Raw genomic sequence first — 22,982 nt, forward strand, 5'->3', positions numbered from 1 at the left:
AATTGGAGTCTAGAAGTGCAGTTATTACATCAGCAGATAAATCAGCTTGGTATGCTGACTTAATACATGAAACCATTGAGGTGACAGAGTCCCCCATTATATTTGCAGATCCTTATACCAAAGAGCCATCTGAGAAAGATGTGTTTGTATTAATGGCATCTTACCAGGAAAACCAAGAAAAGAAGAATGGCCACAAGTCTTACAAAGGCATAAGTCGAGGGTGTTTGCAGTTTCATGATGAGGCTGCTTTTAATTTTGATTTCTAGTCAAAATGTATAAATCAAAATATATTAAAAATCTAGTTTGAAACTATGGGAGGTTTAGAAAATGATTGAAAACATATTGAAGGTGGAGGCCATTTATTCACTAGCCAAGAAGACCACGATCTATGACCTGATTGGTCAAATGCTTGATTTTGACTTTGGTCTAATCGGAACAATTGGTGCAGTGCTTATTTTTGGATTCTCAATTTTCATAGGCGGCTATTTGCTATTTCTAGTAGGCGGCATTATTTACAAATCTGTTGCTGCTGCAGCTGCAGAAGTTTGGGAAGCAGATCACCTTAAGAAGCACAAAATGCAAAAGGGCAAGGGTAAGGTTATACTGGCAGCTGTCCTTCTTGTTGTCGTACTAACAGGTAGTGGTGTAACATTCTTTATCAAAGCTGGTGAAACAGTGGAAAAAGGTGTTGTAAATCCAGCCACAGAGCTTATGGAAAAAGCAACAGATGGAAGCGATGACGATGAAGAAGATGACGAAGACGACGATGAAGAGAATAAAAGTGAAGACTAAAGTTTAATGACTAAATTACAAAGACTAAATTACAAAGACTAAATTACAAAGACTAAATTACAAAGACTAAATTACAAAGACGATAAGGAGAGAATCAAATGAATTCAAATGAAAAAAAGAATCTTATAGCAGGAACTGTGCTTGTAATAGCGACCGCAATTGCTGGTATTTCATATGTTGCAGGCAAAGTGGTTGAAGCCATATCAAAAGACAATGATCCAGGCAATATAGCTGAAAACAAGTTAACTGGAAAATAATAATCACAAAAAATGAGGTGGAAAAATGACATCACCTTTTGATAGGTATCAAGAGTATTTTCAACTCACTGGTCAAGTGGCCGATTATGTAAAAGACAACTTCTCGGGATTTTTTGGAGCATTAACAGTTATACTAGGACTTCTAACGGTTATGGGTATAGGCTTTGGCCTTGTATGGATCATTCAGCAAACAAGCCATAAGCTACACGAAAACGGAAGGTATTCAAAAAAGAAGTTACAAGTGGCCGTAACAATATTGGTTGTAAGCCTACTAGTGGCGAGTGGTTACAGCATAATTATCTACAGATTTATTCATCATGCAGTCAATGTTGAAACCATCATAGAAGGATCAGGCTATGAACCAGTGATCGAAGAACCTGACTATATTCCTCCTGAAGACACGGTGTGGGAGTGATATGTATGTTTAAGAAAAAGCAGGTTACGGAAGTTTTAGAAAAACGCTTAGTTGTGTGTGTCTCTTCAGAAAAGGACATTTTAAAGACACTTTTATCCTGTATTGATGAAGACATAGCCACTGCCATACCAGCAACAAGTAAACAAGAATATGATGAAAAGGTAAAGGCACAAGAGCTGGATGATGTGGTTATATGCTCAGACGTTATGGATGATGAGGCCTTAGTCAAATGGATTTGTGAAATTCCAGAAAGACAGCTTGTTTTTCTTATTGAAACAAGGGCTGTGAATTGGCACTTTTTACAGAAAATCATAGATGAAGGTGTCCAGATCATTGACAAAGAAAAGCTGATTGAGCTTTATAGCCCTGAAGAAGAGAGGCTTCCACCTCAAGAAGAAAAGCAGGCGTCAAAAGTAAAAGAGGCTCTTGGGAAAACAGTAGCAAAACTTAAACCTAAAAGACCTAAGCTAAATCTTAGAGGTGGAAAAGACTCATCGAATGGCAAAATCAAAAAACTAGATCAAGAAAACAACTTAAAAAAAGAGCCAGATGAGAATGAGTTAAACCACAGTCAGACTTTACAAGGTGCTGAAAGCGGAGAAGAAGGCATCCAAGAAGATGTGATTGTAAAACCAAAAAAAATTGCACTTAAAAGATTCAGTGAGAAGAAAACAGGCACTGTTTTAGAAAAAGAAAGAGTTATAAGAAAAATTAAAGTCACTCAGGATCATGTGGTGGTTAAAAAGCAAGTTCATACAAAGTTGTCTAAAGATCAGACAACATGCAAAAGAGTTCTTATAACAGGTCTTAAGGCATCAGGAAAGACAACATATGCCCTTAGCTTTGCATGTTCGCTAGCCAATTTAGGTAGAACAGTAGCGCTTGTAGATTTAGACAAAATGTCTAATAGAAGTCTGGCTTCACTATGTGTGAAAGATGAAAATGAAGATGGACTTGATAAGCTCTATGAGGGTCAAGTAACACCATACATGCTCGATAAAAGAGAGAATATAAGCCTTTTTACATCTGTCAGTGACCACAAGTATGATTCTAGAGACCTTGGTGCCATGTTGAGTTTAGCAAGCGAAACATTAGACACCATGGTTATTGATGCACCCATTCAGGACATAGATCCACTCCAACGTTATGATCATGTAGTTTTTATTATAGAAACTTCACCCTCAAAATTAGATGAACAAATGGACGCATTAAGTGAGCTATGTGACCTTAAACTTGGCAAGATCAGTATTATTGCTAATAAGCATACAAAATCTTGTATAAGTCGTAGAAACTTGAGAAAGAAAGTGAGACAAACCACTGGTATTTACAATAACAATATTCACATTTCAAAGTTCAGCATAAAAGATTTAGACTACTTCAGGAAAGCTTATTATGAGCCCTTAGATGGTTCAGGTCTAACAGACACCAAGCAGGTCGCAAAAGAAGTTATATATGACTTAAATCTTTAAATTACTGATTAAGCAAACATAAAAGAAAGGAGGTTCCTATTGAATATAGCAGTTATAGGCACAAGGGGATCGGGCCAAAGCTTTTTCATTGACCATACAGCACAATTGCTCTCAAAGGCAGGTCACATTGTGTGCGTGTGTGATAAATCTAAAGCAAAAAGCATATATAGAAAATATGCTCTTAACAAGGAACAAGAAATGAAAATCGCAACAAAAGTACATGACAACTACACAGTCATCCCTGGTGATGCCCAGGACAATGAACTTAATAACTCATATGATTTCAATTTCATTGATATGGAATATGAAGACCTAGACCTTGTAAAACTAGACAACATTCAAATGCTATGCGTTGTGACAAACCTTGATTATCATAAATATCAAGATATGTCACAACGCTTTTTAAATGGAAACATTCCCGGAGGAATCGATACTAGACTTATAATCAATGAAGTTGTTCATAGACATGCAAGACATGAGCCCCTCATTGTCGGACATGAAGGCACATTTAAAAGCATTTCATTTCTTGATTTTGATGGACATTCAAAGGGGATTGATTTACATGGTCGAATAAATGGCCACACAAATGTAATGAAACTAAGCAGACACACTAAGATGCAGATACACAAGATTTGTACAGACCTATTTGGACTAAAAGAAAAACTACGGAGGCTAAAGTGATGAAAGACAAGCTACTTAGACTGTTTCGCCCAAGATCACGGGGCATCCATATAAAAAGAAACACAGTTCTCCGTATTATAGTCCTGGCATTCTTTATAACGGCACTAATCAGTGCCGTTATAGGATTCTATGAACTATACAGGGTGAAACAAGTCAGAATACAAGCAGCAGAAGAAGCGGTGGCTCTTGCAGAAGCAAAGAAAATAAAGGCTGTGCAACTAACTGAAGCAAAAGGGCCGGACGACATTATCGGAAAAGATTATAAAATTGTATATCTAGATCCAGACAAGCTTCCCCAAGAAGAGGACCGAATAGAGATTAGCCTTTTAAAAAGTCATGAGTTCAGGGCCAGACGCACTTTGTCAAAAGGCATTATCTTAACTAGAAACGACATTATTAGAACTGATGACTGGCTTCCAGATGAGGTGAAATTAAGGCAGTATAAAGATAAAATTACCATACCTGAAGAAACACAAGTCGGTGAAAGTGTTGATGTTGTTCTTACAAGAAATTATCCTGACGGAACATATGAAGAATTTATTGTGCTTTCAGATAAAAAAATAAGGTACTTAAATGGGTCAACAATAAAGTTCGATATGAGAAACGATTTAGAACGTTACCTCATGGGAAGGGCAATCACAGAAGTTATGTATGGAACAGAATATAAGTCAGCCATGCATTTGGATCATTATATTGACCCAGATCTACAAGGACAAGCTAGGGTGACTTATTTAAGCACTTTAGAAGAAAGTGATAGCTTGAAGCAATTATTAGAATCATCCGATGAAGAATCTGATGACAATGGAAATTCAGATAAATCAAATGAGGGACAAGATGAAAGTCGTGAAGATATCAATGTGAAAAATGAAGATCAAAGCATAATTAATGGCACGACAGAAGAAAAAAGCGAGGTGAATAGTAGTGCAAGTGATTCAAGTACGACAAATTAGCCGGGGGCGAGGATCAGCAACGATTAATGGGATTCTTATAGCCATGACCTTAAGTGAAAAGTACCACAGTAAAGTTTTACTTATTTCAGATGAAAGTGCAGCCGATTATCTGGGGTTGGGGTACGATTCTGAGCAAATTCGCATCTTTAACTTTATAAGAACCAACACCCTTGATGGCGTGCGACTGGAAAGGTATTCTTCAGGCATAAGTCCAGGTGTGAATTACCTGCAGATGGAGCAAAGCAAAGTAGAAGATCTAGAAGCCCTACTAAGAGCAGCTGAAGAAAGCTTTGACTATGTTGTCCTTGATCTTTCTAAAAGACTAAAAGTCAGTCATGAACTGATTCGACTGGACTGTTTGCCTCAATGCGATAGGGTAATAGAAAACTATTTTGATGACTTAAGGACAGAGGTCAGACAGTTCTCAAGCAAGCACATTCAAGTGATTGGAGCCTATCAAGACAGTTTGAATCATTATAGAATGCAGACTATAAAAAAAATATACAAGCACAAATTTATGTATGGTGTGCCGTTTGACAGTGGACTCCATAAGGCGTGCATGAACAGGACTCTAAAAAACTATGCAAAAAAATTGTGGTTGAGAGAAATGGTCCTCTTTTTAAAGCACTAGATCAGATCACGACATGTATTGAAAAACTCGAACTGGAAGATGCATCATAAAAGTTGATTTGAGGTGGAGCATGAAAACATTAGAACATTCCATACAAGGTCTAATAGAACTTGTAAAGTATTATAAAAATGAATATGAGAAACTCAAACCCATTGAAATATATTCTGATGAGCTTGAGCGTAAGCGTTTTATCGAAAGACGAAAAGACACTATAAGAGAATTTAACCAGGCATCTTATGGGGATGTTTCATTGAAGGTCAACGTTAAGACATTTCTAAAAAATATCCTAACCGATAACAAGACCCGCCATGATGCCATTCGATTTTCAAATGCTTATACACATTTGAAAGATGATTTTGTTATTACACCAGATAATATTGAAGAATTTATTAAGTTTCATCCGAAGAGCTTAAGCACAGAAATGAAGTTTAGAATATTACTGGAACACTTTAAAAAGAGTCATTATGAAGATGCCCTAGTCCATATGCTGTATACATTCGACTGGATGAAACCAAGGGCAGATAAGGCAGGCGAAAAATCCTATTTTATTGATAAAGAGGATATAGATAGGGCCTTTAAAACAACGCGTGTGAAAATAAGCTATGAAATGAAACTTGAGATTTTGATTCAACTCATCTATGAGCAAACATTTGGAAATCGAAAAATTGATGAACTTCTTTACCAAAGAACCTTGGAAGGGGTTAGTGTAGGTTCGTATGGTCTTCCGGAAGGTATATGGTCAAAACGACTCAAGGATGTACAACTTCCAAAAGCAAGCGATGCTGTTTCCATAACTCATATGAATATCAGTATCAGACTAGAGTTTTTAAGCCTTGGATCGTTTGATGATTTGGAAGACACGGTCATGCAGCTCATCCGTTCAAATGATGGGGCTACCATAAATGATAGAGCACCGCATTACCAAGGAGATCGGCAGGGGTCGGACAGAATTGTAGCCGTAAAGCCACCCCTTGGTGAATGCTATATGGCCTGGGTTAGGATACATGGCCGTCAGGCCTATAATCTTGAAGAGCTGATTCGAGGCATTAATGTGCGTGACCCAAATTATGAACCACCTGATAACACAGAGGTGCTCTTAACAGTCTTAAAGCTTATCATTCGTGGCGAGTTAAACCTTTATATACATGGCGCTCAAAACTCAGGCAAATCAACGCTTCTTTTTGCCTTAGTTGACTTAATGTATCCAGAATTAAGAATTAGGTGTGCAGAGTCAAAGTGGGAAGCCCTGCTTCGAGCCAGGCATCCATTTAGGAATATAGCATCCTTTCAGGAGACGCAAAAAGTTGGAAATACAGAGGGCATTACCTTGAAAGAAGTTTATGAGAAGTCCCTTCAAACGGAAGGCGAAATAATGATACTCCCCGAAATACGACGCGATTCAATATACTCACTCTTTATTACAACAGGTAACAGGGGGGCTTATGCGACACTCTTTACAGGACATACAAAAGAGGCCAATAATGTCCCACTTGAGATGGGCAATTCACTTCTGACATCTGGCCAGTACAGCTCTTTGAATGAAGCCTTAAGAAGTGTATTAGCCACACTGCCCGTGTCACTTCAAGTGGTTGTCGACAAGGTAACAGGCGCACGCTATTTCAATTTATTTGAGTTTAGACCAAGAGCAAGACAGATTATAGACTATAGGCAGACAAGGGGAGACAGGCACTTAAATCTACTGGAGTCTATTGCACAAAATCTCTTCAGGGATGAGGGCGCTTATGACACCGTTCCAATTGTTAAATATAATTTTGAGAACAATCGCTATGAAAAGTTAAATGATTTTTCGAAGACTCGAGAAGAGCAAATATATTATAGCTTGCGTTCAGTAGAGGATAGAAGAGAACTGAGAAATTTTAAAGACAAAGAGAGTCAGATAGAAAGTCAGATAGAGAGGCAGGTGGCTTGTGAAAAAGACATTTAAGAAGCTGTCTAATAATTTTTTTGCACTCCTCATGCGCATAGGGTGGAACAGAGCCTTTTACGGTAGAGTAAGGAGCCTCTTAAAAGCCACTGAAGGACTAGATGACACAAGCGTGATGAAACGAGCAAAAACCATGATGGTTCATTCTTATGCAAGTAGTGTTTTTATATCTGTGATATATGCAAGTTTTACGAAGAACCTGGTGTTTGCAGGGGTTCTTTTTTTTATTGTCCTCATCACTAAATTAACCCAAGTGATTAACACAAGAGATGTTCAGGTCAACCTTAAAAATGGATTTGAAATTTTAGATGAAGAGTTTAAGAATGCAGATTCCAAGATAGAAAGCACATTTTCAAATGCTGTAGAAAAGTCAAATGGGGGTGTGAAAGAAGGCTTTTTTAAAATCTTTAATATTGTAAAAGCACCAAGAGAAAAGGCTGAAGCCTTGCTAGAACAATACTCAAATGAAAGCCACTGGATCATGTCCATTCTGGCGAAAGCGAGTCATTTCGTAAAACGCCATGGTGACCATGTTACAGAAGATGGTGCAAGCACCTATCAAAAAGTTGTAAGGCTTTTACAGAAAGAACTTAATGCTGATTATTTGAACTCAGAGCATGTTCGATTAAGGGCAAGGGGACATGGGCTTCTCATACTGGCCCCAATACTTCTAATCCCCCTAATAGACAGATATGTAACCTTTTTAGCCAAGAACATAGGTATTACAGACCTACTTATCAATGGCTTTTATAATAAGCCTTTAGGACAAAGCTTAGAAATTTTTCTGCTTGTTATGATGGTGTCCTTTTATTCTGACTATTTGGAAACAGTAAGTCAAACATCGCTCTTATCAGTAATGGAAGACCCTTTAGAACCACTGTTAAAGGTTAAGTGGATCAATCGCATGCTTAAGAAGAAGGTTCCCAAAAGACATACCAGAGCCTATATTAAGCTGAAAAGAAAAATAGTTTATTCAGGCCTTAGCAGGAAGGTAGAACTGCATATTTTGAGAAAAGGCCTCTATTTGATCTTGGGTGTGGTTTTAGGCTTTTTCATCATCAGTTATAGCGTCCTTTACAGAAACCATATGCTATTAACAGACATTGGTTATGGAACATCAGACGATATATACCAGACCAATATAGTCAATATAAGCCTGATGTATGATGAGGCAAAAATAAAAGAAATTGTAAAAAAAGAAGCTGCGGTCATAAGGAAATTAGCTGATATAAGTCAACCAACAATATCACAAACTAAGCATATTATGAAAGATTCGGACTTAGTCATTCAAAATGAATTAACCGCCAAACGACTCATTCAAAAATCGAGAGAGTATGGCATAAAAAAGACTGACCTGACCTTTGGGGTTCTCCTCATAATAGCATTTGGAGTGTATGGATATGTCTATCCCGACCACAACTTAAATAGACGACAGAAGCTCTATGGAAGTGCCCTGCTTTATGAAGAAACTATGAAGCTTAGAACACTTGTGTTATCACTTAAAGACCAACACAATATGACTGTTGAAAAAGTCTTAAAAGAGCTTCAGAAGGCATCAAGTATTTTTAATGAATCTATTATTGAAATAAACACAGGATTTTCAAATCACAAGGGACGGGAGGCGATAGAAAGGGCTATAGAAGAAATTGAGTATTATCCTTTCCAAAGTTTATTAAGCAGGCTTATAAGCGCAAGCACTAAAATGAGTGTGGCAGAGGCCTTTGATGATATAGGCCTAAGCATAAGTTTTGCTGAACTGGAAAGGCGGGACAGACAAGCATTTATTTCAAGCAACCAAGTGGCAAAAATACAGGCACGTTCAGAGCTCATTATTAATTTAACCATGTTTGGCTATTTTTTAATGCCTGTTATCGTTGCTGCATTCGTGAAGTTTTCAAATTTAAACATGGTAAGTGTATAGGAGGACATGGAAATGAAAAATATTTTTTCAGATGGATCAAATTGGCTATATGTTGTAATGGGTGTGGCAATACTCAGTATTGGTGTTATGGCTTTTCCTAAAATAATGAACATGGTCAATGCAGGCAATGGTCAGTTGGCTTACGCTGAAGAGTCACAACAAAGCCTTGAATACTCAGGTTTTGAAACAGGAGCCAACCGTCAGGGCTACGAAGTGATTGGGCTCATAAAGCAGATCAAGAATTCCAACGCACCGAGGATGCGGGTGGTTGTAACCACAAGGTCTGGTGAAACAACAACTTATGGCTATGCAAGCCCTACATCAGACACTTATGTGGCCTATGACATTAATGACCCATCAGATGATGATTACATTGTTGAATCGGACAATTATGAAATAACCGAGATTAGAACAGGTCCTAACGACGTGCTAGAAGGCTTTACAGCTGAGGAGTATCACTAATGAACACTGTTTACTCACAAGGATCAAGGCTTGTAATGACCTTCCTTGTAACCATTGTTTTAACAGTCATGGGATGGACTCAAATCGACAAGAACTATAAAGACAATGTCACCAGAGCCACGACAGATTTAATTGAAACAGTAAAGGTAGAAGGCTATATAAACAAAAGGCTTATGGAAGATTATTTAAAAATTCTCTCTCAAAGATCTGTTAAGCTAAGGCTTATACACGAATCTGGAGGGTTCAAAGAAAAAAAAGAAATTTATGTAGACTATGAAATACTGGAAGCCGTGTTCAATACACCTGAAGGAACCTATAAGTTTAAAGAAGGCGACTATTTACTTATTCAAGTGAATGGTCGTCTTTTTAACAGGGAATGTGTGATCAGTAGGCGAGGGGGGCATGTGGAGCATGAGGGGTATCATTAACACAGCAGGAATAATCTTATTATTGTTTGCATCCACTGTTGTTTTCCTAAGCTGGACAGCAAATGAATATGCCTATGACATAGAAAAAGAATATGAATATGCCCTAGCAGCTGCATCTAAAGACGCCACAAACCATTTGCGATCGGACCTTACAAGAACAGCAAAAAACAATAACCTTGATGGTTTTAAAAGGGAGTCTAATGATTATGAAATAAACATTCAGGCTGTTAACAAGGTCTTTTTCAAAACCTTTCATGACAATTTAAGTCGTGATCATACTAGGACTGAAGTCAGTAACAATTTAGTCCTTATGATAGCAGCATTTGATGGCGTTATGACCTGGTCCGGAAAGGACTACCTTCCTGCTGAACCTTATTTACATTATAACGAGCCAAGTAAAACCCTTTACTTCTTTACACTTGGGGACACATTAACTGTAAAACGGGGAGGGACATATACAACGACAAAACTAGAAAGTGAAGCCAGTCCATACGATTTTTTAACAATGAAAGAACTCAAAGCCAAGGCCATTATGGATACTGTTTCAAAGCGAATTAATGGCATTGCAAAGTTAAATTATGCAACAAAACAAACAGGTCAAGGGCCTGTTTTTAATTTGGCCACTTATGACAAAGTTCAAGTGGGGGGCACACAGGATTACAATCTTATTGGTAATGTTCTTAGTGCTCCTGCTGTAATAGCTGTTTATGACATTGCTATACCAGGTGGGAACAAGACTCTTAGGTCAGTTAACATTGGGGGGACTGAACTCGGGCTTGAAACTGAATAATTTGAAAGAAGGGTGACACTTGATTATAGACAACAAAAAGGTGCTCCAGTTAGTTTGTTTAGTTGGATTCATATTATGGATTGGAACTATACTGAGACTTACGATTAATTTTCCCGATTTTACAGTAGGATATTTTATAGGTCTGATCATTGGGATTTTCTATAAAAAGCTTTTACCAAATGGGAATGGAGGCTAGACTATTGGTTAACGACAAACTCTTATTCACTGTAGTAATCCTGACATGGGGACTGTGGGGAATTATTGAGAAAAAAATACTTTCATATACTGACACAGCCTCATTTCTTCTAGTATATACAGTTTTACAAAGTCTTATAAACATCCCTCTATACTATTTTGTGATGAAATCTAATGATCAGATATTCGTTTTGAAAAAGGAAGTAATAATATTCTCAGTGCTACTTATCCTTATACTAGCTGTTGGTGATTTTGCCCATGCTGAGTTACTTAGAAAAGGCACCGCTGGAAGAGTCATATCGCTGACATCAGTTTATCCAATTATTACAATGATTCTATCAGCGGTGTTTTTTAAAGAAATCATTACAATTCGCTCTTTTGGTGGTGTGATATTAATATGCTTAGGCCTCATCCTAGTCCGCTAAATTCAAAATTGAAAGAAAATTCAAAACTATGCTTGACACTAGTATACCTGTATGTTATACTTATTACAATATAATACTATAGGAGGAAATTATGGATACGAGCATATTATCAAAAGAAGACCTACTGCAAATCATTGAAGAGTAGTTTATGACATACGAAGAGGCTAGAAACTATCTAGGTATAAGCACAAGGACCATGAGCGATTTTACAGGCAATGGCAAGCGTAAAAGGCTGACCAGTGTCAAAGAAGGCATTAAACTTTACTTAAGATCCGACGTAGAAAAAGTTGATGAAGAAACTGAAAAGAAACGTAAAAAATATGGTAGAGGGCCACAAAGGAGTGACTCAAAATGATGAAAACTAAAACCCTGGCACTGCTTTTAACAGGAATACTAGTTCTTGCAAATATACAGCCAGCCTTTGCAAGCTCAATCTCAAAACTTGAGTACACAAGGCAACTTGTCAAAGGCTTGGGCTTTGAAGTCGAAAGTGCTGAAAATGCATATAAGAGAGAAACAAGCGAAAGTGAAGATATTATATATACTGCCTTCCAGATGGGCCTACTCAAGGGCGTTTCATGGGATTTTGAGAACCCAATGACAGAAGAAGAACGTGAGATTATTCTTGGGAATGCTATGGCCATTCATGAAGATAATAAAGACATTAAAGACAAATCTGATTCAAATAAATCGGATCAGGAATATGAAGCTTCAAAAGAAGATACGTCAAATTCAGAGACCGTTGAATACGACTTTTCAACACCATATGGTGAAATCAAAAAGCCCACAGACATTAATGTGAATGACAACATTTGGACAGATGAAGAATTTCATAACATCATGATAGACAATCCTAGAATGTTTCATACACATGTTCGCACTTTAAATACTAAAGAGGGCAAAATTGAAGAATATTATGGTGCAACTTGGTATTACAATACAGATACAAGACGTTTCATGGTACGTGATGGTGTGGTTGGCAAATATGATGATGGAGAAGATTTATATAACTACGTTGACCTAGATGAAGTCACAAATGGTCGAGGTATGACTATCATGAAAGCACTTCTTTATCACGCACAAAAGCATAATATGAATTTGCAGTTCATGCCTCAACCTGATTCAGAACAATTAAGAATCAGAATCTCTGAAAAAGATCATGGCGGTGGCAATATTATCTTCCTTATTACCTACGCACCAGAGAAACGAGATTTTCTATATGGAGATATAGAAGGCTACGATTCATCTGTAAATCCTGTTGAAACAGAGTGGATGATAGAACGCCTTTGGGACTGGAATATTTATTACGATAATGGACTGCATAATAAAGATTTTTCTAAAGAGGAACACCGAGATTACATTATGTCTTATGACTTTGCAGATCAGAATTATGCAGATTTTGTCTATGGCCTATGTAATTATATTTATGAAGATGGTATGGACGTGTATAGGGCAATGATGACAGCCCATATACAAGAAGAATACGAATCTTTTCATGATATAGAAGAAGTAGAGGATATGCGCATGGTGGAGACAGACAATCAAGAAATCTATATAGTCGATCAGAAAATTCATGCTGATATATATGGTGTAACATATGGAAAGTAGGTGACGTGGTGAAACAAAAGTATCTAGCGTTTTTACTCATAGTATCAATATTTCTATCTAGTGTAGGCTTTGTTTTTAATGTAGAAACACCATCCTATGCCAATGATATTTTCGATGAATATCAAGTGCGTCAGATGGCTGAACGTCTTAAAGAGGACTACGAAAATGATGAAGAAGGTGCCAGATCATATGTGGAAAGTGTTGTTGGAAACGAAAATTATTATACAAAAGAAAATAGAGTGGTCAATATAGCCATCCTGAGAGACTTCAACAAACTTGTCTATACACATCCAAAGTATGACTATTATGGCTATAAGGGACAAGATGACTATCAGAAGGATGAGAACGGAAAATGGCACTATAGGGTTTTGGGATATTTATATAATGATGATACAGAAGTAACCAATCCCCATTTTCCAAACACAGTAGGAACAACACCTTTCTTTTCAACATATATGAACAAAAAATGGTTTGAGCCGGATGGGGCAAAAAAAACATGGAAAGTTGTTGACGAGGCTTTAGCAAAACACATGTTATCTGTTAGAAAAATATATGCCCAAGATGGTGGGGGATACGTGCCGGGAAATATTAATGTCAAGGATGATGTATTAGGTGGTAAAACGGTTGATGAAGCTAAATATTATGCCATATATCAAACGCCATCCACCCTTAAAATGACTGGGTCGATAAGACTTTGGCATAGAATTCAATCAAATGGAAATGAATATTACAGGACACTGGACATTGCTCCAGTGTCTTTTTCATTGCCACAGCTTAAAGTGTCTGTAGAAAAGCCCCTTTATGAATTTGGGCAAGAAGAAATGACCAAGAATGTAAAGGTGACAGCAGAGGTCTATTTTGATGATTTTGCAAAACTCGATGATTGGAAAATAGAGAACTATATTGACCACGCTCTTATTGAAGTCAACGGACGAGAACAAGAAGTCTATTTCCAAAAAGGAAAACTCAAAGCTGATTTTGTATTTGAAGAAAAGCGCACCAACTTTAAAAGTGGTGAGGTTGACACTGTAACTTATAATGGTCGTGCCAAAGTTGTCGCACAAGAACTCTTTAAAGATGAATTCACTTGTCTTGGTGAAGCCTCAACCAATGTTCTTGTCAATGCAGGAGAGGTCGAACCCTACTTTGTCATTAAAAACAACGGTGTGGACGTAACAGACGGAGTGATTGAGTATAAAGACTGGCAAGACGTAAATCTTACCTTAGAGCCAAATAATAGGGTCAGTAAGCCAAATCAAATTACAGACGTACTGTGGACGATGGAGGGGACACCTAATTCTTTAAAAGAAGGGAATAAAAACGTCACATACACTATGACAGAGCCTAAATTAAGCACCCATGCGGACAGTAACGGCATAGTCACCTTCACAATGAAAATCTTCACTCTATACAAATTTGATTATGGTGGATTAAAAGGCATAACTGAATACACAGTGCCACATACTGTGACATTTAAAAAGATTGATGAAGATGACCCTGACCCAACCTTGCCACAAACAAAAGAACCAGTAGCAAGACTAGGCGCACCAAGCAAGGTGCGAATGGGGGATAGGTTTACACTAAGTGGTGCAGGGTCTTATGATCCAGACGGTGAAATTGTAGACTATGACTTTAAGCTTCAAGCCATAAGAGAAATTAAATGGCTTAATGATGAAAAATCAAGGGTGAAAGCCACAGTCATGTCAACGTCTGATAATGACATAAAGCTTGTTGTCACAGATGATGATGGCCTAGAAGATTCCACAAGTGATGATATTGAAATTCTTCCACCGATTGAAGCCAAAATGCGGGTGGATGGTCTTAGGAAGGTAAATCGTAAAGTCACTTTAAATGCCAGTGAGTCTATTGATGCTTATTACTTCCCAATAGATAACTACACATGGACGATCACACCTCTTGAGGGGCAATCTAATACAGTTAATTACGGCGCGAGTGATACTGCAAATATCAATTATGAAACAAACAACAAGGGTGAAAGGGTCAATGTCCTAATCAAAGAACCTGGGGCTTATCAAGTTAAGCTAAATATTCATGCCCAGTGTACCCTTGAAGGAGACGAAAACTATGAAGCCAGTGATAGCTTATTATTCCCTATAATGATTCAACCTGATTTAAAACCAAGAGCAGGACTAACCGTTATATCCCTTGCCCTTCGTGACAAGATGGATGATCTAAATGCAAGCATTGAAATGCTAGACACATCTTATTCAGAAGACGGAGATCAAACAAGAGTCAAGCAGTGGTATGCTCGTCATGACTCTGACAATGATGGGGATAGAACAGATGAAGCGTGGACACCAATAGGCACAGCAAAAGTCCACGAACTCTATAAGACAAAAAAACTGGGGGATTATGATTTTTACCATGAAGTGGTGGAAGTCATTCCAGAGGAAGATACCATATCTAAATTCCTAACAGAAAGTGACTATTTAACAGACAATTCCCTCGATCAAGTCTATGAGGAAAGATACTGTCATGTGGACAATGTAGCCCCTGTTATTTCAACCACAGCAGAACTGGAAAAAGAAATTGACCTACTTGTCATTACGGATGAAGATGGGGAGAATTATGCAAACCTACTTGCAGAGGTCAACAAGCTGACCAAAGAAATGTATGAGCGTAAGTTTGGTGTGAATCATGAGATTGTAAATCTGATTGATGCTCAAAAGAATACGATTGGTCTTAAAAAAGAACAAACGTATAACTGGGCGAGAAATTGGTACTTGAACTTTGACTGGGCTTTTTTTAGAGAGTATGACTATAGCCCACACTATGGCCAATCGGAAGACGAAATAATAAGACCTTATAGTTTCAAAACCAAAGGCGGTGTTGTTGAAACAAAGCAAGGCACTGTAGATGAAATGCTTAAATTTCCAAGATATCCTGATGCTTATGGAGAATTTCAAGGGACGCCATATGTTTCTTCTGATGATGAAGATTATGTTCTCAGAAATTTAGATGTGAATATATATAATGAACCATATGATTTTGGGGGAAGTTATGATTTTAAATTGCATGGATGGTATTCAAACTATCTTAGATTAGCCCACCCATATGATGCGCATGATTATTGGTATTATTCTAATGATCCGTGGGCATACAATTTTACTGGTTGGTCTTCTTGGAGCGACCTTGAAGATTCATCTAAATTTCCAGATTTACTATATCCAAAAAATATGGATATTCTTATTGATAGTGGTTGGTCACAAAGTAGTTTTGTAAGTGAGACAGATAAAGCTTTTGAAGTGCCTTTTGTAGAGTCATATATTGATAAATACAAGGATTCGGAAAACGATAAACACCTAATTTTAGCATTTGCAGATGGTCGAAATTTACACCTACCAAAAAGCTTAAAAGCACTGATTGAAAGTTATGGTTTTAAAGTCTATATGAGTATGGATGAATTTTGGGGTGAGTTTTCTCCAAATCCCCCTAAAGCTGTTGATATTGCTTTTCAAGATAAAGGACTCTATGCCAAGACTAAGTACAATAATCAACTTGTCAATCACGCTAATGCACAAACTGATAAATTGTATTACAGATACCAAAAGCGTGAAGATGAATACGTGGATTATGAACATTCAGCATTAGATGATATGTCCGTTGTCGAACCTCAAACAGAGGGTGTACAGAAACTAATTAGTATCCCTTACTACATTCAATTAAATTATAAATTTGTAGGAAATGATAGAGATAAGTCAGGATATGTTTACAAATATCCCGATGGAGACACAGAAAGCCTTGATACTCGATACAAATGGGTTGATGCAGGTAATATATTCGACAAGCTTGTAAACTCTAAATATACTTCGTTTGAAATAGGGACAACGTTCAATATGGATTCTGGCAAATCACTGGACGTTGAAAAGGTCTGGTCTGGTGGGTCTCAAACAAGCTTTATAGCAGAGTCAGGTGGAGACTATTATTTTGTTTTTAATGACGTTAATAACAATGACAATAATATTCATCAAAGTTACGAAAAAATAGATATATCAGGAATTAAAAAGGTCTATAAGTTTCAAGAAAGGACACCTGTAAACGGTTATTATTTTAGTGTAGATGTATCCGATGAAGATGCTAACATAGAATGGTATCATCATAATAAGACCAAGGATATATTTATCATAGAGGATACAAATGGTGGTTATATGGCGTGTTGGATGGATTATACTTACTCTCTATATAAAGGGTACAGAGGCCAACGTATGCGTTCAGACTTTAAATATCTAAAATTTGAGAATGAAGATCAAATTGCATTTGATACTGCTGATTATTCTATAAAAGAATCAGATTTAAATATGGAAAATGTCTATATAAATTCGACAGTAGGAAAAATATATCAGTTTCTACCTGATCGAAAATGGAGTATAAACATACCTGATATGCCTATTCGAAATGGTTGGGGAAATTATTATATAGGTGTTCAATGCCAGAGAGCACTTCGTGAATTTCCTAATGATAGACTTGATGATTACAGAACATCATGGATGGTTGTTGATGAAAATGGAGACTTATACCTCGATGGTAAAAAAGAAGTTTCAAATGCCCTTGTTCCTGCACTGGATATAAATGAAACGCAGTACAGGTATGCATATGTGGGTACAGATGGCAAAGTTTACGGAAGGGGCACATCCAACAATGGTCAATTTGGGCACTTTGGAACAAACGATACCTACAAGGAAGTTTTCAACTCTCCTTATACACTTAACGCGGAATACTCATTGAAAGACTATGCAAGCCCCTACGACATATCATCTTCAAGCCCTGCCTACATGATGGTTGGCCGAGGTGCTTATTCAGACATTACAGCTAAACTCCTTGAAGAGTACGCTGACTATGAAGAAACAGAAACGGTTTTCATACAAGTGGGTGATACCATAGATGTTGGTGGTTTTGTCTTAGATTATGAAGGGGACTCCATTTATGAAAAACGTATAGATGTGACCCATGATAACACATACTTTGATAATGCAGATACAGCTTGGGTACCTCCTGCTGATTTTGATGAACCTGTCAGAGTGGACGTGCCAGGGCGAATGGAAATTCGGTTAAGAGCACAAGATAACCCTGTGGGAAATGATGAAAGATTCGCAGAATATAGGTACTGGAACAAGGACAATACAAGTATTGAGGTTATAGCCCATAGACCACCTATTGCCAAACTAGGTTACGCCCTAGTTCCGCAAGGGGACGGGACCTTTAACTTCTCTGGTACAGACAATGGCTCATACGACCTTGACCATAGTCAGTCTAGGGCGGACAAGGGAATTGTCGATAGACAGTTTTACTACAGAAAAGAACTTGATCCGACGTGGACAGAGTTTAACGGAACACTCCCTATTGAAAATGGAGTTAAGTATCAATTTGCCCTTAGGGTCAAAGACCTTGAAGGGGCTTGGTCTGACTATGACATAGTAGACATAAAAATAAACGGTGAGCCATTTGTTTTAAATGCATCTATTGATCCACCATATCCTGAAAGCGTACCAGCAGGGGCTAATATAACTATCCATGCAAATGTATTCACATATAAAGCCATGGACTCCGTAAAGGCATATATCAAGGATGGAAATGATCTTATAGCAGAAGTTGACCTCTCTCAAGATTCTGTTGATGGTATGGAACGAAAGTACTCAAAGACATACACGCTTTCAAATGATTTGCCAGACAAAGACCACTATAAGGTTATCGTGGTCGCAACACCCAAGGACGGATCAATTCCAAAAGAAGTGCCATTAAAATTAAAGGTGGACACACCAATTTCCGTAAAAGGCACAGTTAATCCGGATAGTATAACAATTGGGCAGACGGGTACATTAACAGCTCAGACAACCATCTATGCTGATGAGTGTCAAGTCAACCTGTATGATGGCACGGGCAAAGCGGTCTTAGTAAACCTACTAAAAGATGGAGTCCCTTCAGGTGGTATGCAGAACTGGAAAGCGACTCATGTATTCAATGAAGATATGGAAGAAGGCACTTACACAGCAAAGTTCCATGCTAAGACTGAGAATGGAAATGAGGCTGAAGATAGTGTTTCATTTTATTTTATTCCCAACCAGGCGCCAACTATAAGCTATAAACCGATTGATCAAGAAAAACTATATGAAGGAGACGATGTAACGGTTATATTTGAGTATGATGATCCAGATGGCGACAATCTGCAGCTAAATGTTTATAAAAGCATGGACCAAGGCGCTACATGGACACTTATACAAGAAAAAGTTTCTTGTAGTGTACCAGGATCTTACGAACAAGTATTTCAAGATCTACCATCGGGAGATGTATTGTTTCGAGCAGAAGTCTTTGACCCTCTCAGTGAAAAAGGAGAAACACAAGGGGCAATTCGTGTAAATCCAGTAGAGTTATTCAACTTTCGTGTAACTCTGATCACAGATCACGCCTTTAAAGATATGAGTATGCCTATTTATGTAGGCAACATGGCCGTTGATGAAAGCAATCACAAAGATAATAAGCTCATGAAACTAGGCTATGCCTTCAATTTTGAAATTGACAGTAAGGGGCTATTTAATGATGATGACACAGTACTCATTATGCCGAAGTTTACAACAGAAGCCGGTGAACCCCTTGATATGTACTATGAAGATGAAATCAATGACATGATTTTAGGCGTTTCTGGATCAGGCGGGACAAGAGACCCCAATGACAGATTTAAACTCTACTACACAGGCGACATGAAACCGGGTGAAGAGCTAGGATCATTCTCCGTGCTTATGTTACCAGTAGGCCTTAGAAGCATACAGGAAAACTATGAAACATGGAAAGGACGGTACGGTCTTCCAACATCAGCAGTACTTGTAAGAGAGGGCACAGAACCAAGAGACGCTAACAATCACTACAAGGGAAAAGTTGTTGTTGAGTTTGTACCGCAAGCTGTCAAAAAAGGAAGTGTCCGTTTTAACTATGTGCATTCCGGTATGTGGGAGAAAGAACGGTTTGAAAATGGAGGAAAGATCAATATAGTCAAATACGATAAGTATAATCAAGGTGAGTGCATCCTCATAGATGCAAGCACATCAAGTCAAGATGACTATGATTCAGATCGGTTCTTAAGATAGGAAAAAAAGTAAAAGAAAAGATAGGAGAAAAAGACATATGGAATTAATCCTGAGCCTAGCACTTTGTGGGCTTCTTTTTTATGTCTTAAAACAAAAGAAGCTTATAAAAGAACTGCGCCGATATAGTTTAATAAAGGGCATTACAGAGTATACCAGTGAGACCCTCAACATTACCAAGTCAATTCGCGATGTGAACACCTTGTTTTTACTGGAACTTGAAGAACATTTAAGTGATTCGACAATTTTTTTATGTCGTGAAGAAAGTTTAAATGTTCTCGACTCAACCATTGATGATGAAGCTCATGAAAGAAATCTAAGAAAAATTTGTGACTATGTTCATCCTGAGGAGGCTGATTTTCAAGATGCTTTTGAAAATGGATACATTAAGTCCATTGAAGAAAAGGGAGGTGTTGCACTTACTTATCCAACTGCAGAAGAAAGACATATTAAAAGCGCAGTATGTGTGCCCTTGAAATCAACGGGTCAAGTGATGGGTTACTGGCTGATTGAACACACTAAGAGACTGCAGCATAGTTTAGACATGAAGGAAATTTCCATACTGGCCAGACACCTAAGTATGGCTCTTGCAGCAGGTTTAAATGCTTATAATGATCCACTTATGCAAATTGCCAAAAGACAGTATGTTGAAGAGTATATGAATGAACTGATTAAAGACCGTACACCATTTTGTACGGTCTTTGCTGATATTGATCATTTCAAAAAAGTGAATGACAATTATGGTCACGACGTTGGAGACGAAGTGCTTAAGATCGTATCAAGTATTTTAAAGGACAGTGTACGTGATAAAGATCTAATTGGACGATATGGCGGAGAGGAAATCATTATATGTATGCCTGAGATTGACATCGAAAACGCAGCCATGCGCATCAATGAAATACGAACCAAAATAGCCCAGTTAGAGCTAAGTGTACCAGAAAAACCACCCCTGTATCTAACGTGTTCATTTGGTCTTTCTAGCACGGAAGAAATGGATAATATAAATGTGCCGAGTCTTTTAAAATTAGCGGACCAACGAGTTTATAAAGCTAAGGAAGGAGGAAGAAATAGGGTGGTCATATCATGAAAGTCATAAAAAGATTTATTATAGGGATATTTGTTTTTATCATGATTCTTATAATAATTATGGGTTCGGGTGGATCACAAATGGGAGCTTCAAAGAGTACGAGCGTGTTATTTGATGCCCTAGCAAAAGAATATGGGCTTGCTATAGATGGGCATTTAACAAGTCAGCAAGCCGAAGCTATTATTGATGCCCTTGATCCATCGGATAAAGAGCTCAAATTAATCCATAAAACATTGCCGTATTCTGTGGTTGATTTAAAAACATTCCTTGGGGCTGAGCGCAAAAGCTATGGTTCAGGTGTGATTCAAGGTGAAGTAAGAGCGTTTCAAATTATTGAAGATTACGACTATAAAAATTCAAACGCCTATCTTGATGATAGGGAGGTCACAGACGTTCAAATCTCAACGCATGAACTTTATCAGCAAAAAGACCTTGAGTATGATTATAGAGTGCCTTGGCAGCTTATTACTGCCTTTCGATTCATGACCAAGGAGAAAATGGATGCTGATCTTTATAGAGCCATGCTCTCAGATTTTGTATATGCAGTGCCCTATACACCTTTTGAACACAGTATATTTGATGTCAAAGCGTTAGACATGAACCCACATATACCTGCAGATAATAAAAGGCTTTATGTACCTATCAGTAGTGATTTTGAACCCCTTCCAAGTGTTCCTTTGTCTACAAATAGAAAGTATATTCGGGTCAATGGTATTCAAGAAGTCACAACTGAGACAACAAAATGGGTGTATAAATACAGACGTGACAAAGATGGCAAAAGAGTTTCAAGACTTGACAACAAAGATAAAGACATTGTAAGAGACATAAAAGTAGAAATGGCCACACCAAGACCTCTGGTTATACGGTCCTATCTTGGAGATCATCATTACAAGTATAAAAGAGAACAAGTTATCCGCAAAAGAATTGATTACGATTATAATGTCAGTAAGTATTATGACAATGATGGAGACTTAAGAAAAAAGGTCGTAACACGTAAAACGGTATACTTAACTTCAGATAAAATGGTTGAAGATGGTGAACAGCTAAAAGCAGACAAGACGAAGTACATAGACTTTTTTACAGATAACAATTTCCATGAAAATGATGCGGTGTTCTTATTGAACCTAATGAGTCTACTTCCAGGCAGTGATGAAATGGCCTCAAAGCTTTCGACAAGTTTCGACAATGAAGGTGTTCTGTATATGAAAAGTGGAATGAGCCGGACTGTATACAGCTATATCAAACTCAAACCATCAGAACTAGAATTACCTATACCGCGATTTTTTCAAAACGATTCAAGATGGTCAAATCTTCCTTTTGGGGGTTCAACTGTTGGTCGGGCAGGTTGTGGTCCAACGTCATTTTCCATGGTTTTAGCAGGTCTCACCGGAAATGTCATAACGCCACCTGAAATGTGCCAGATTGCAGCAAATGGTGGCTTCAAAACAAGTGAAGGTCTTGCGTGGTCGTTTTTCAAGTGGGCGGGAAATAAGTACAATTTGCAAGTAGAAGAAATATACCCCACAGCAAATGGCAATCAAGAAATGGTCGACCTACTTTCTCAGGGGCACCCGGTTATTGTATCAGTTCATGAAGGCCACTTTACAAGTGCTGGCCATATTATAGTGCTAACAGGTGTCACGCCAGATGGGAAAATAGAGGTGAATGATCCCTATGATCCGCACATGACAAAAAATAGAGCTTGGTCCCCATCCATAATATTTGATGAAGCCAACGTGTACTTTGTTATTAAAAATCCTGATGTTCAAAACCCTTCTGAAGAAGAGCGTGATATATAAAGATAAAGTAGAGTAAAACGTAAAGAAAAG

At 37.8% G+C, this 22,982-nt stretch carries 19 protein-coding genes; all 19 read left to right on the top strand.

Features of this window, described 5'->3' with window-relative positions; translation table 11 throughout:
- The first annotated feature begins 2 nt into the window (after positions 1 to 2).
- The 19 genes from ACQ4KW_RS03695 (at position 3) to ACQ4KW_RS03785 (ending at position 22,952) form a co-directional block, all read left to right on the top strand.
- Complete coding sequence (locus ACQ4KW_RS03695) at positions 3 to 266, top strand: hypothetical protein (RefSeq protein WP_430885187.1); 264 nt, start codon at positions 3 to 5, stop codon at positions 264 to 266.
- 61 nt (positions 267 to 327) lie between these two features.
- Positions 328 to 792, top strand: coding sequence for a hypothetical protein (locus ACQ4KW_RS03700; RefSeq protein ID WP_430885188.1), 465 nt, complete (start codon positions 328 to 330; stop codon positions 790 to 792).
- Between the two features lie 98 nt (positions 793 to 890).
- Positions 891 to 1,049, top strand: a complete 159-nt coding sequence (locus ACQ4KW_RS03705; RefSeq protein WP_430885189.1) for a hypothetical protein — start codon at positions 891 to 893, stop codon at positions 1,047 to 1,049.
- Between the two features lie 25 nt (positions 1,050 to 1,074).
- Entirely contained in the window at positions 1,075 to 1,464 is a 390-nt protein-coding gene (locus ACQ4KW_RS03710; protein ID WP_430885190.1) for a hypothetical protein, read from the top strand.
- 5 nt (positions 1,465 to 1,469) lie between these two features.
- Positions 1,470 to 2,933, top strand: a complete 1,464-nt coding sequence (locus ACQ4KW_RS03715) for a hypothetical protein (RefSeq protein ID WP_430885191.1) — start codon at positions 1,470 to 1,472, stop codon at positions 2,931 to 2,933.
- A 39-nt stretch (positions 2,934 to 2,972) separates the two neighbouring features.
- Positions 2,973 to 3,614, top strand: a complete 642-nt coding sequence (locus ACQ4KW_RS03720) for a hypothetical protein (protein WP_430885192.1) — start codon at positions 2,973 to 2,975, stop codon at positions 3,612 to 3,614.
- The gene (locus ACQ4KW_RS03725; protein WP_430885193.1) at positions 3,614 to 4,564 is read left to right on the top strand and encodes a hypothetical protein; all 951 of its coding nucleotides are present in this window, start codon (positions 3,614 to 3,616) and stop codon (positions 4,562 to 4,564) included. Before ACQ4KW_RS03720 ends, ACQ4KW_RS03725 begins: the two co-directional genes overlap by 1 nt.
- Positions 4,536 to 5,195, top strand: coding sequence for a hypothetical protein (locus ACQ4KW_RS03730; RefSeq protein ID WP_430885194.1), 660 nt, complete (start codon positions 4,536 to 4,538; stop codon positions 5,193 to 5,195). Before ACQ4KW_RS03725 ends, ACQ4KW_RS03730 begins: the two co-directional genes overlap by 29 nt.
- Positions 5,196 to 5,265: 70 nt before the next feature.
- On the top strand, positions 5,266 to 7,140 hold the full coding sequence (locus ACQ4KW_RS03735; RefSeq protein ID WP_430885195.1) for a hypothetical protein: 1,875 nt from the start codon (positions 5,266 to 5,268) through the stop codon (positions 7,138 to 7,140).
- On the top strand, positions 7,124 to 9,061 hold the full coding sequence (locus ACQ4KW_RS03740; protein ID WP_430885196.1) for a hypothetical protein: 1,938 nt from the start codon (positions 7,124 to 7,126) through the stop codon (positions 9,059 to 9,061). The genes ACQ4KW_RS03735 and ACQ4KW_RS03740 overlap by 17 nt, the downstream gene beginning before the upstream one ends.
- Positions 9,062 to 9,073: 12 nt before the next feature.
- Positions 9,074 to 9,523: a hypothetical protein gene (locus ACQ4KW_RS03745; protein ID WP_430885197.1), complete on the top strand. Its 450-nt coding sequence runs from the start codon at positions 9,074 to 9,076 to the stop codon at positions 9,521 to 9,523.
- Positions 9,523 to 9,951 (top strand): hypothetical protein, encoded by a 429-nt coding sequence (locus ACQ4KW_RS03750; RefSeq protein WP_430885198.1) that lies wholly within the window; start codon positions 9,523 to 9,525, stop codon positions 9,949 to 9,951. The genes ACQ4KW_RS03745 and ACQ4KW_RS03750 overlap by 1 nt, the downstream gene beginning before the upstream one ends.
- Entirely contained in the window at positions 9,935 to 10,741 is an 807-nt protein-coding gene (locus tag ACQ4KW_RS03755; RefSeq protein ID WP_430885199.1) for a hypothetical protein, read from the top strand. Before ACQ4KW_RS03750 ends, ACQ4KW_RS03755 begins: the two co-directional genes overlap by 17 nt.
- 185 nt (positions 10,742 to 10,926) lie before the next feature.
- Positions 10,927 to 11,361, top strand: coding sequence for an EamA family transporter (locus ACQ4KW_RS03760; protein WP_430885200.1), 435 nt, complete (start codon positions 10,927 to 10,929; stop codon positions 11,359 to 11,361).
- Positions 11,362 to 11,509: 148 nt separating this feature from the next.
- Positions 11,510 to 11,716: a hypothetical protein gene (locus ACQ4KW_RS03765; protein WP_430885201.1), complete on the top strand. Its 207-nt coding sequence runs from the start codon at positions 11,510 to 11,512 to the stop codon at positions 11,714 to 11,716.
- Positions 11,713 to 12,969 (top strand): hypothetical protein, encoded by a 1,257-nt coding sequence (locus ACQ4KW_RS03770; RefSeq protein WP_430885202.1) that lies wholly within the window; start codon positions 11,713 to 11,715, stop codon positions 12,967 to 12,969. The genes ACQ4KW_RS03765 and ACQ4KW_RS03770 overlap by 4 nt, the downstream gene beginning before the upstream one ends.
- A gap of 8 nt (positions 12,970 to 12,977) precedes the next feature.
- Positions 12,978 to 20,069 (top strand): hypothetical protein, encoded by a 7,092-nt coding sequence (locus ACQ4KW_RS03775; RefSeq protein WP_430885203.1) that lies wholly within the window; start codon positions 12,978 to 12,980, stop codon positions 20,067 to 20,069.
- Positions 20,070 to 20,106: 37 nt separating this feature from the next.
- Positions 20,107 to 21,153 (top strand): GGDEF domain-containing protein, encoded by a 1,047-nt coding sequence (locus tag ACQ4KW_RS03780; RefSeq protein ID WP_430885204.1) that lies wholly within the window; start codon positions 20,107 to 20,109, stop codon positions 21,151 to 21,153.
- Positions 21,150 to 22,952 (top strand): C39 family peptidase, encoded by a 1,803-nt coding sequence (locus tag ACQ4KW_RS03785; RefSeq protein WP_430885205.1) that lies wholly within the window; start codon positions 21,150 to 21,152, stop codon positions 22,950 to 22,952. Before ACQ4KW_RS03780 ends, ACQ4KW_RS03785 begins: the two co-directional genes overlap by 4 nt.
- Positions 22,953 to 22,982 lie beyond the last annotated feature (30 nt).

Origin of the sequence: Tianxiuia mixotrophica (assembly GCF_050596425.1) — a bacterium.
Lineage (GTDB): Bacteria > Bacillota > Clostridia > Peptostreptococcales > Acidaminobacteraceae.

Bases quoted from the DNA above. Each gene is read 5' to 3' on its own strand.
- ACQ4KW_RS03700 (WP_430885188.1), top strand. From the start codon at position 328: ATGATTGAAAACATATTGAAGGTGGAGGCCATTTATTCACTAGCCAAG.
- ACQ4KW_RS03705 (WP_430885189.1), top strand. From the start codon at position 891: ATGAATTCAAATGAAAAAAAGAATCTTATAGCAGGAACTGTGCTTGTA.
- ACQ4KW_RS03710 (WP_430885190.1), top strand. From the start codon at position 1,075: ATGACATCACCTTTTGATAGGTATCAAGAGTATTTTCAACTCACTGGT.
- ACQ4KW_RS03715 (WP_430885191.1), top strand. From the start codon at position 1,470: ATGTTTAAGAAAAAGCAGGTTACGGAAGTTTTAGAAAAACGCTTAGTT.
- ACQ4KW_RS03725 (WP_430885193.1), top strand. From the start codon at position 3,614: ATGAAAGACAAGCTACTTAGACTGTTTCGCCCAAGATCACGGGGCATC.
- ACQ4KW_RS03735 (WP_430885195.1), top strand. From the start codon at position 5,266: ATGAAAACATTAGAACATTCCATACAAGGTCTAATAGAACTTGTAAAG.
- ACQ4KW_RS03745 (WP_430885197.1), top strand. From the start codon at position 9,074: ATGAAAAATATTTTTTCAGATGGATCAAATTGGCTATATGTTGTAATG.
- ACQ4KW_RS03750 (WP_430885198.1), top strand. From the start codon at position 9,523: ATGAACACTGTTTACTCACAAGGATCAAGGCTTGTAATGACCTTCCTT.
- ACQ4KW_RS03755 (WP_430885199.1), top strand. From the start codon at position 9,935: ATGAGGGGTATCATTAACACAGCAGGAATAATCTTATTATTGTTTGCA.
- ACQ4KW_RS03760 (WP_430885200.1), top strand. From the start codon at position 10,927: ATGGAGGCTAGACTATTGGTTAACGACAAACTCTTATTCACTGTAGTA.
- ACQ4KW_RS03765 (WP_430885201.1), top strand. From the start codon at position 11,510: ATGACATACGAAGAGGCTAGAAACTATCTAGGTATAAGCACAAGGACC.
- ACQ4KW_RS03770 (WP_430885202.1), top strand. From the start codon at position 11,713: ATGATGAAAACTAAAACCCTGGCACTGCTTTTAACAGGAATACTAGTT.
- ACQ4KW_RS03780 (WP_430885204.1), top strand. From the start codon at position 20,107: ATGGAATTAATCCTGAGCCTAGCACTTTGTGGGCTTCTTTTTTATGTC.
- ACQ4KW_RS03785 (WP_430885205.1), top strand. From the start codon at position 21,150: ATGAAAGTCATAAAAAGATTTATTATAGGGATATTTGTTTTTATCATG.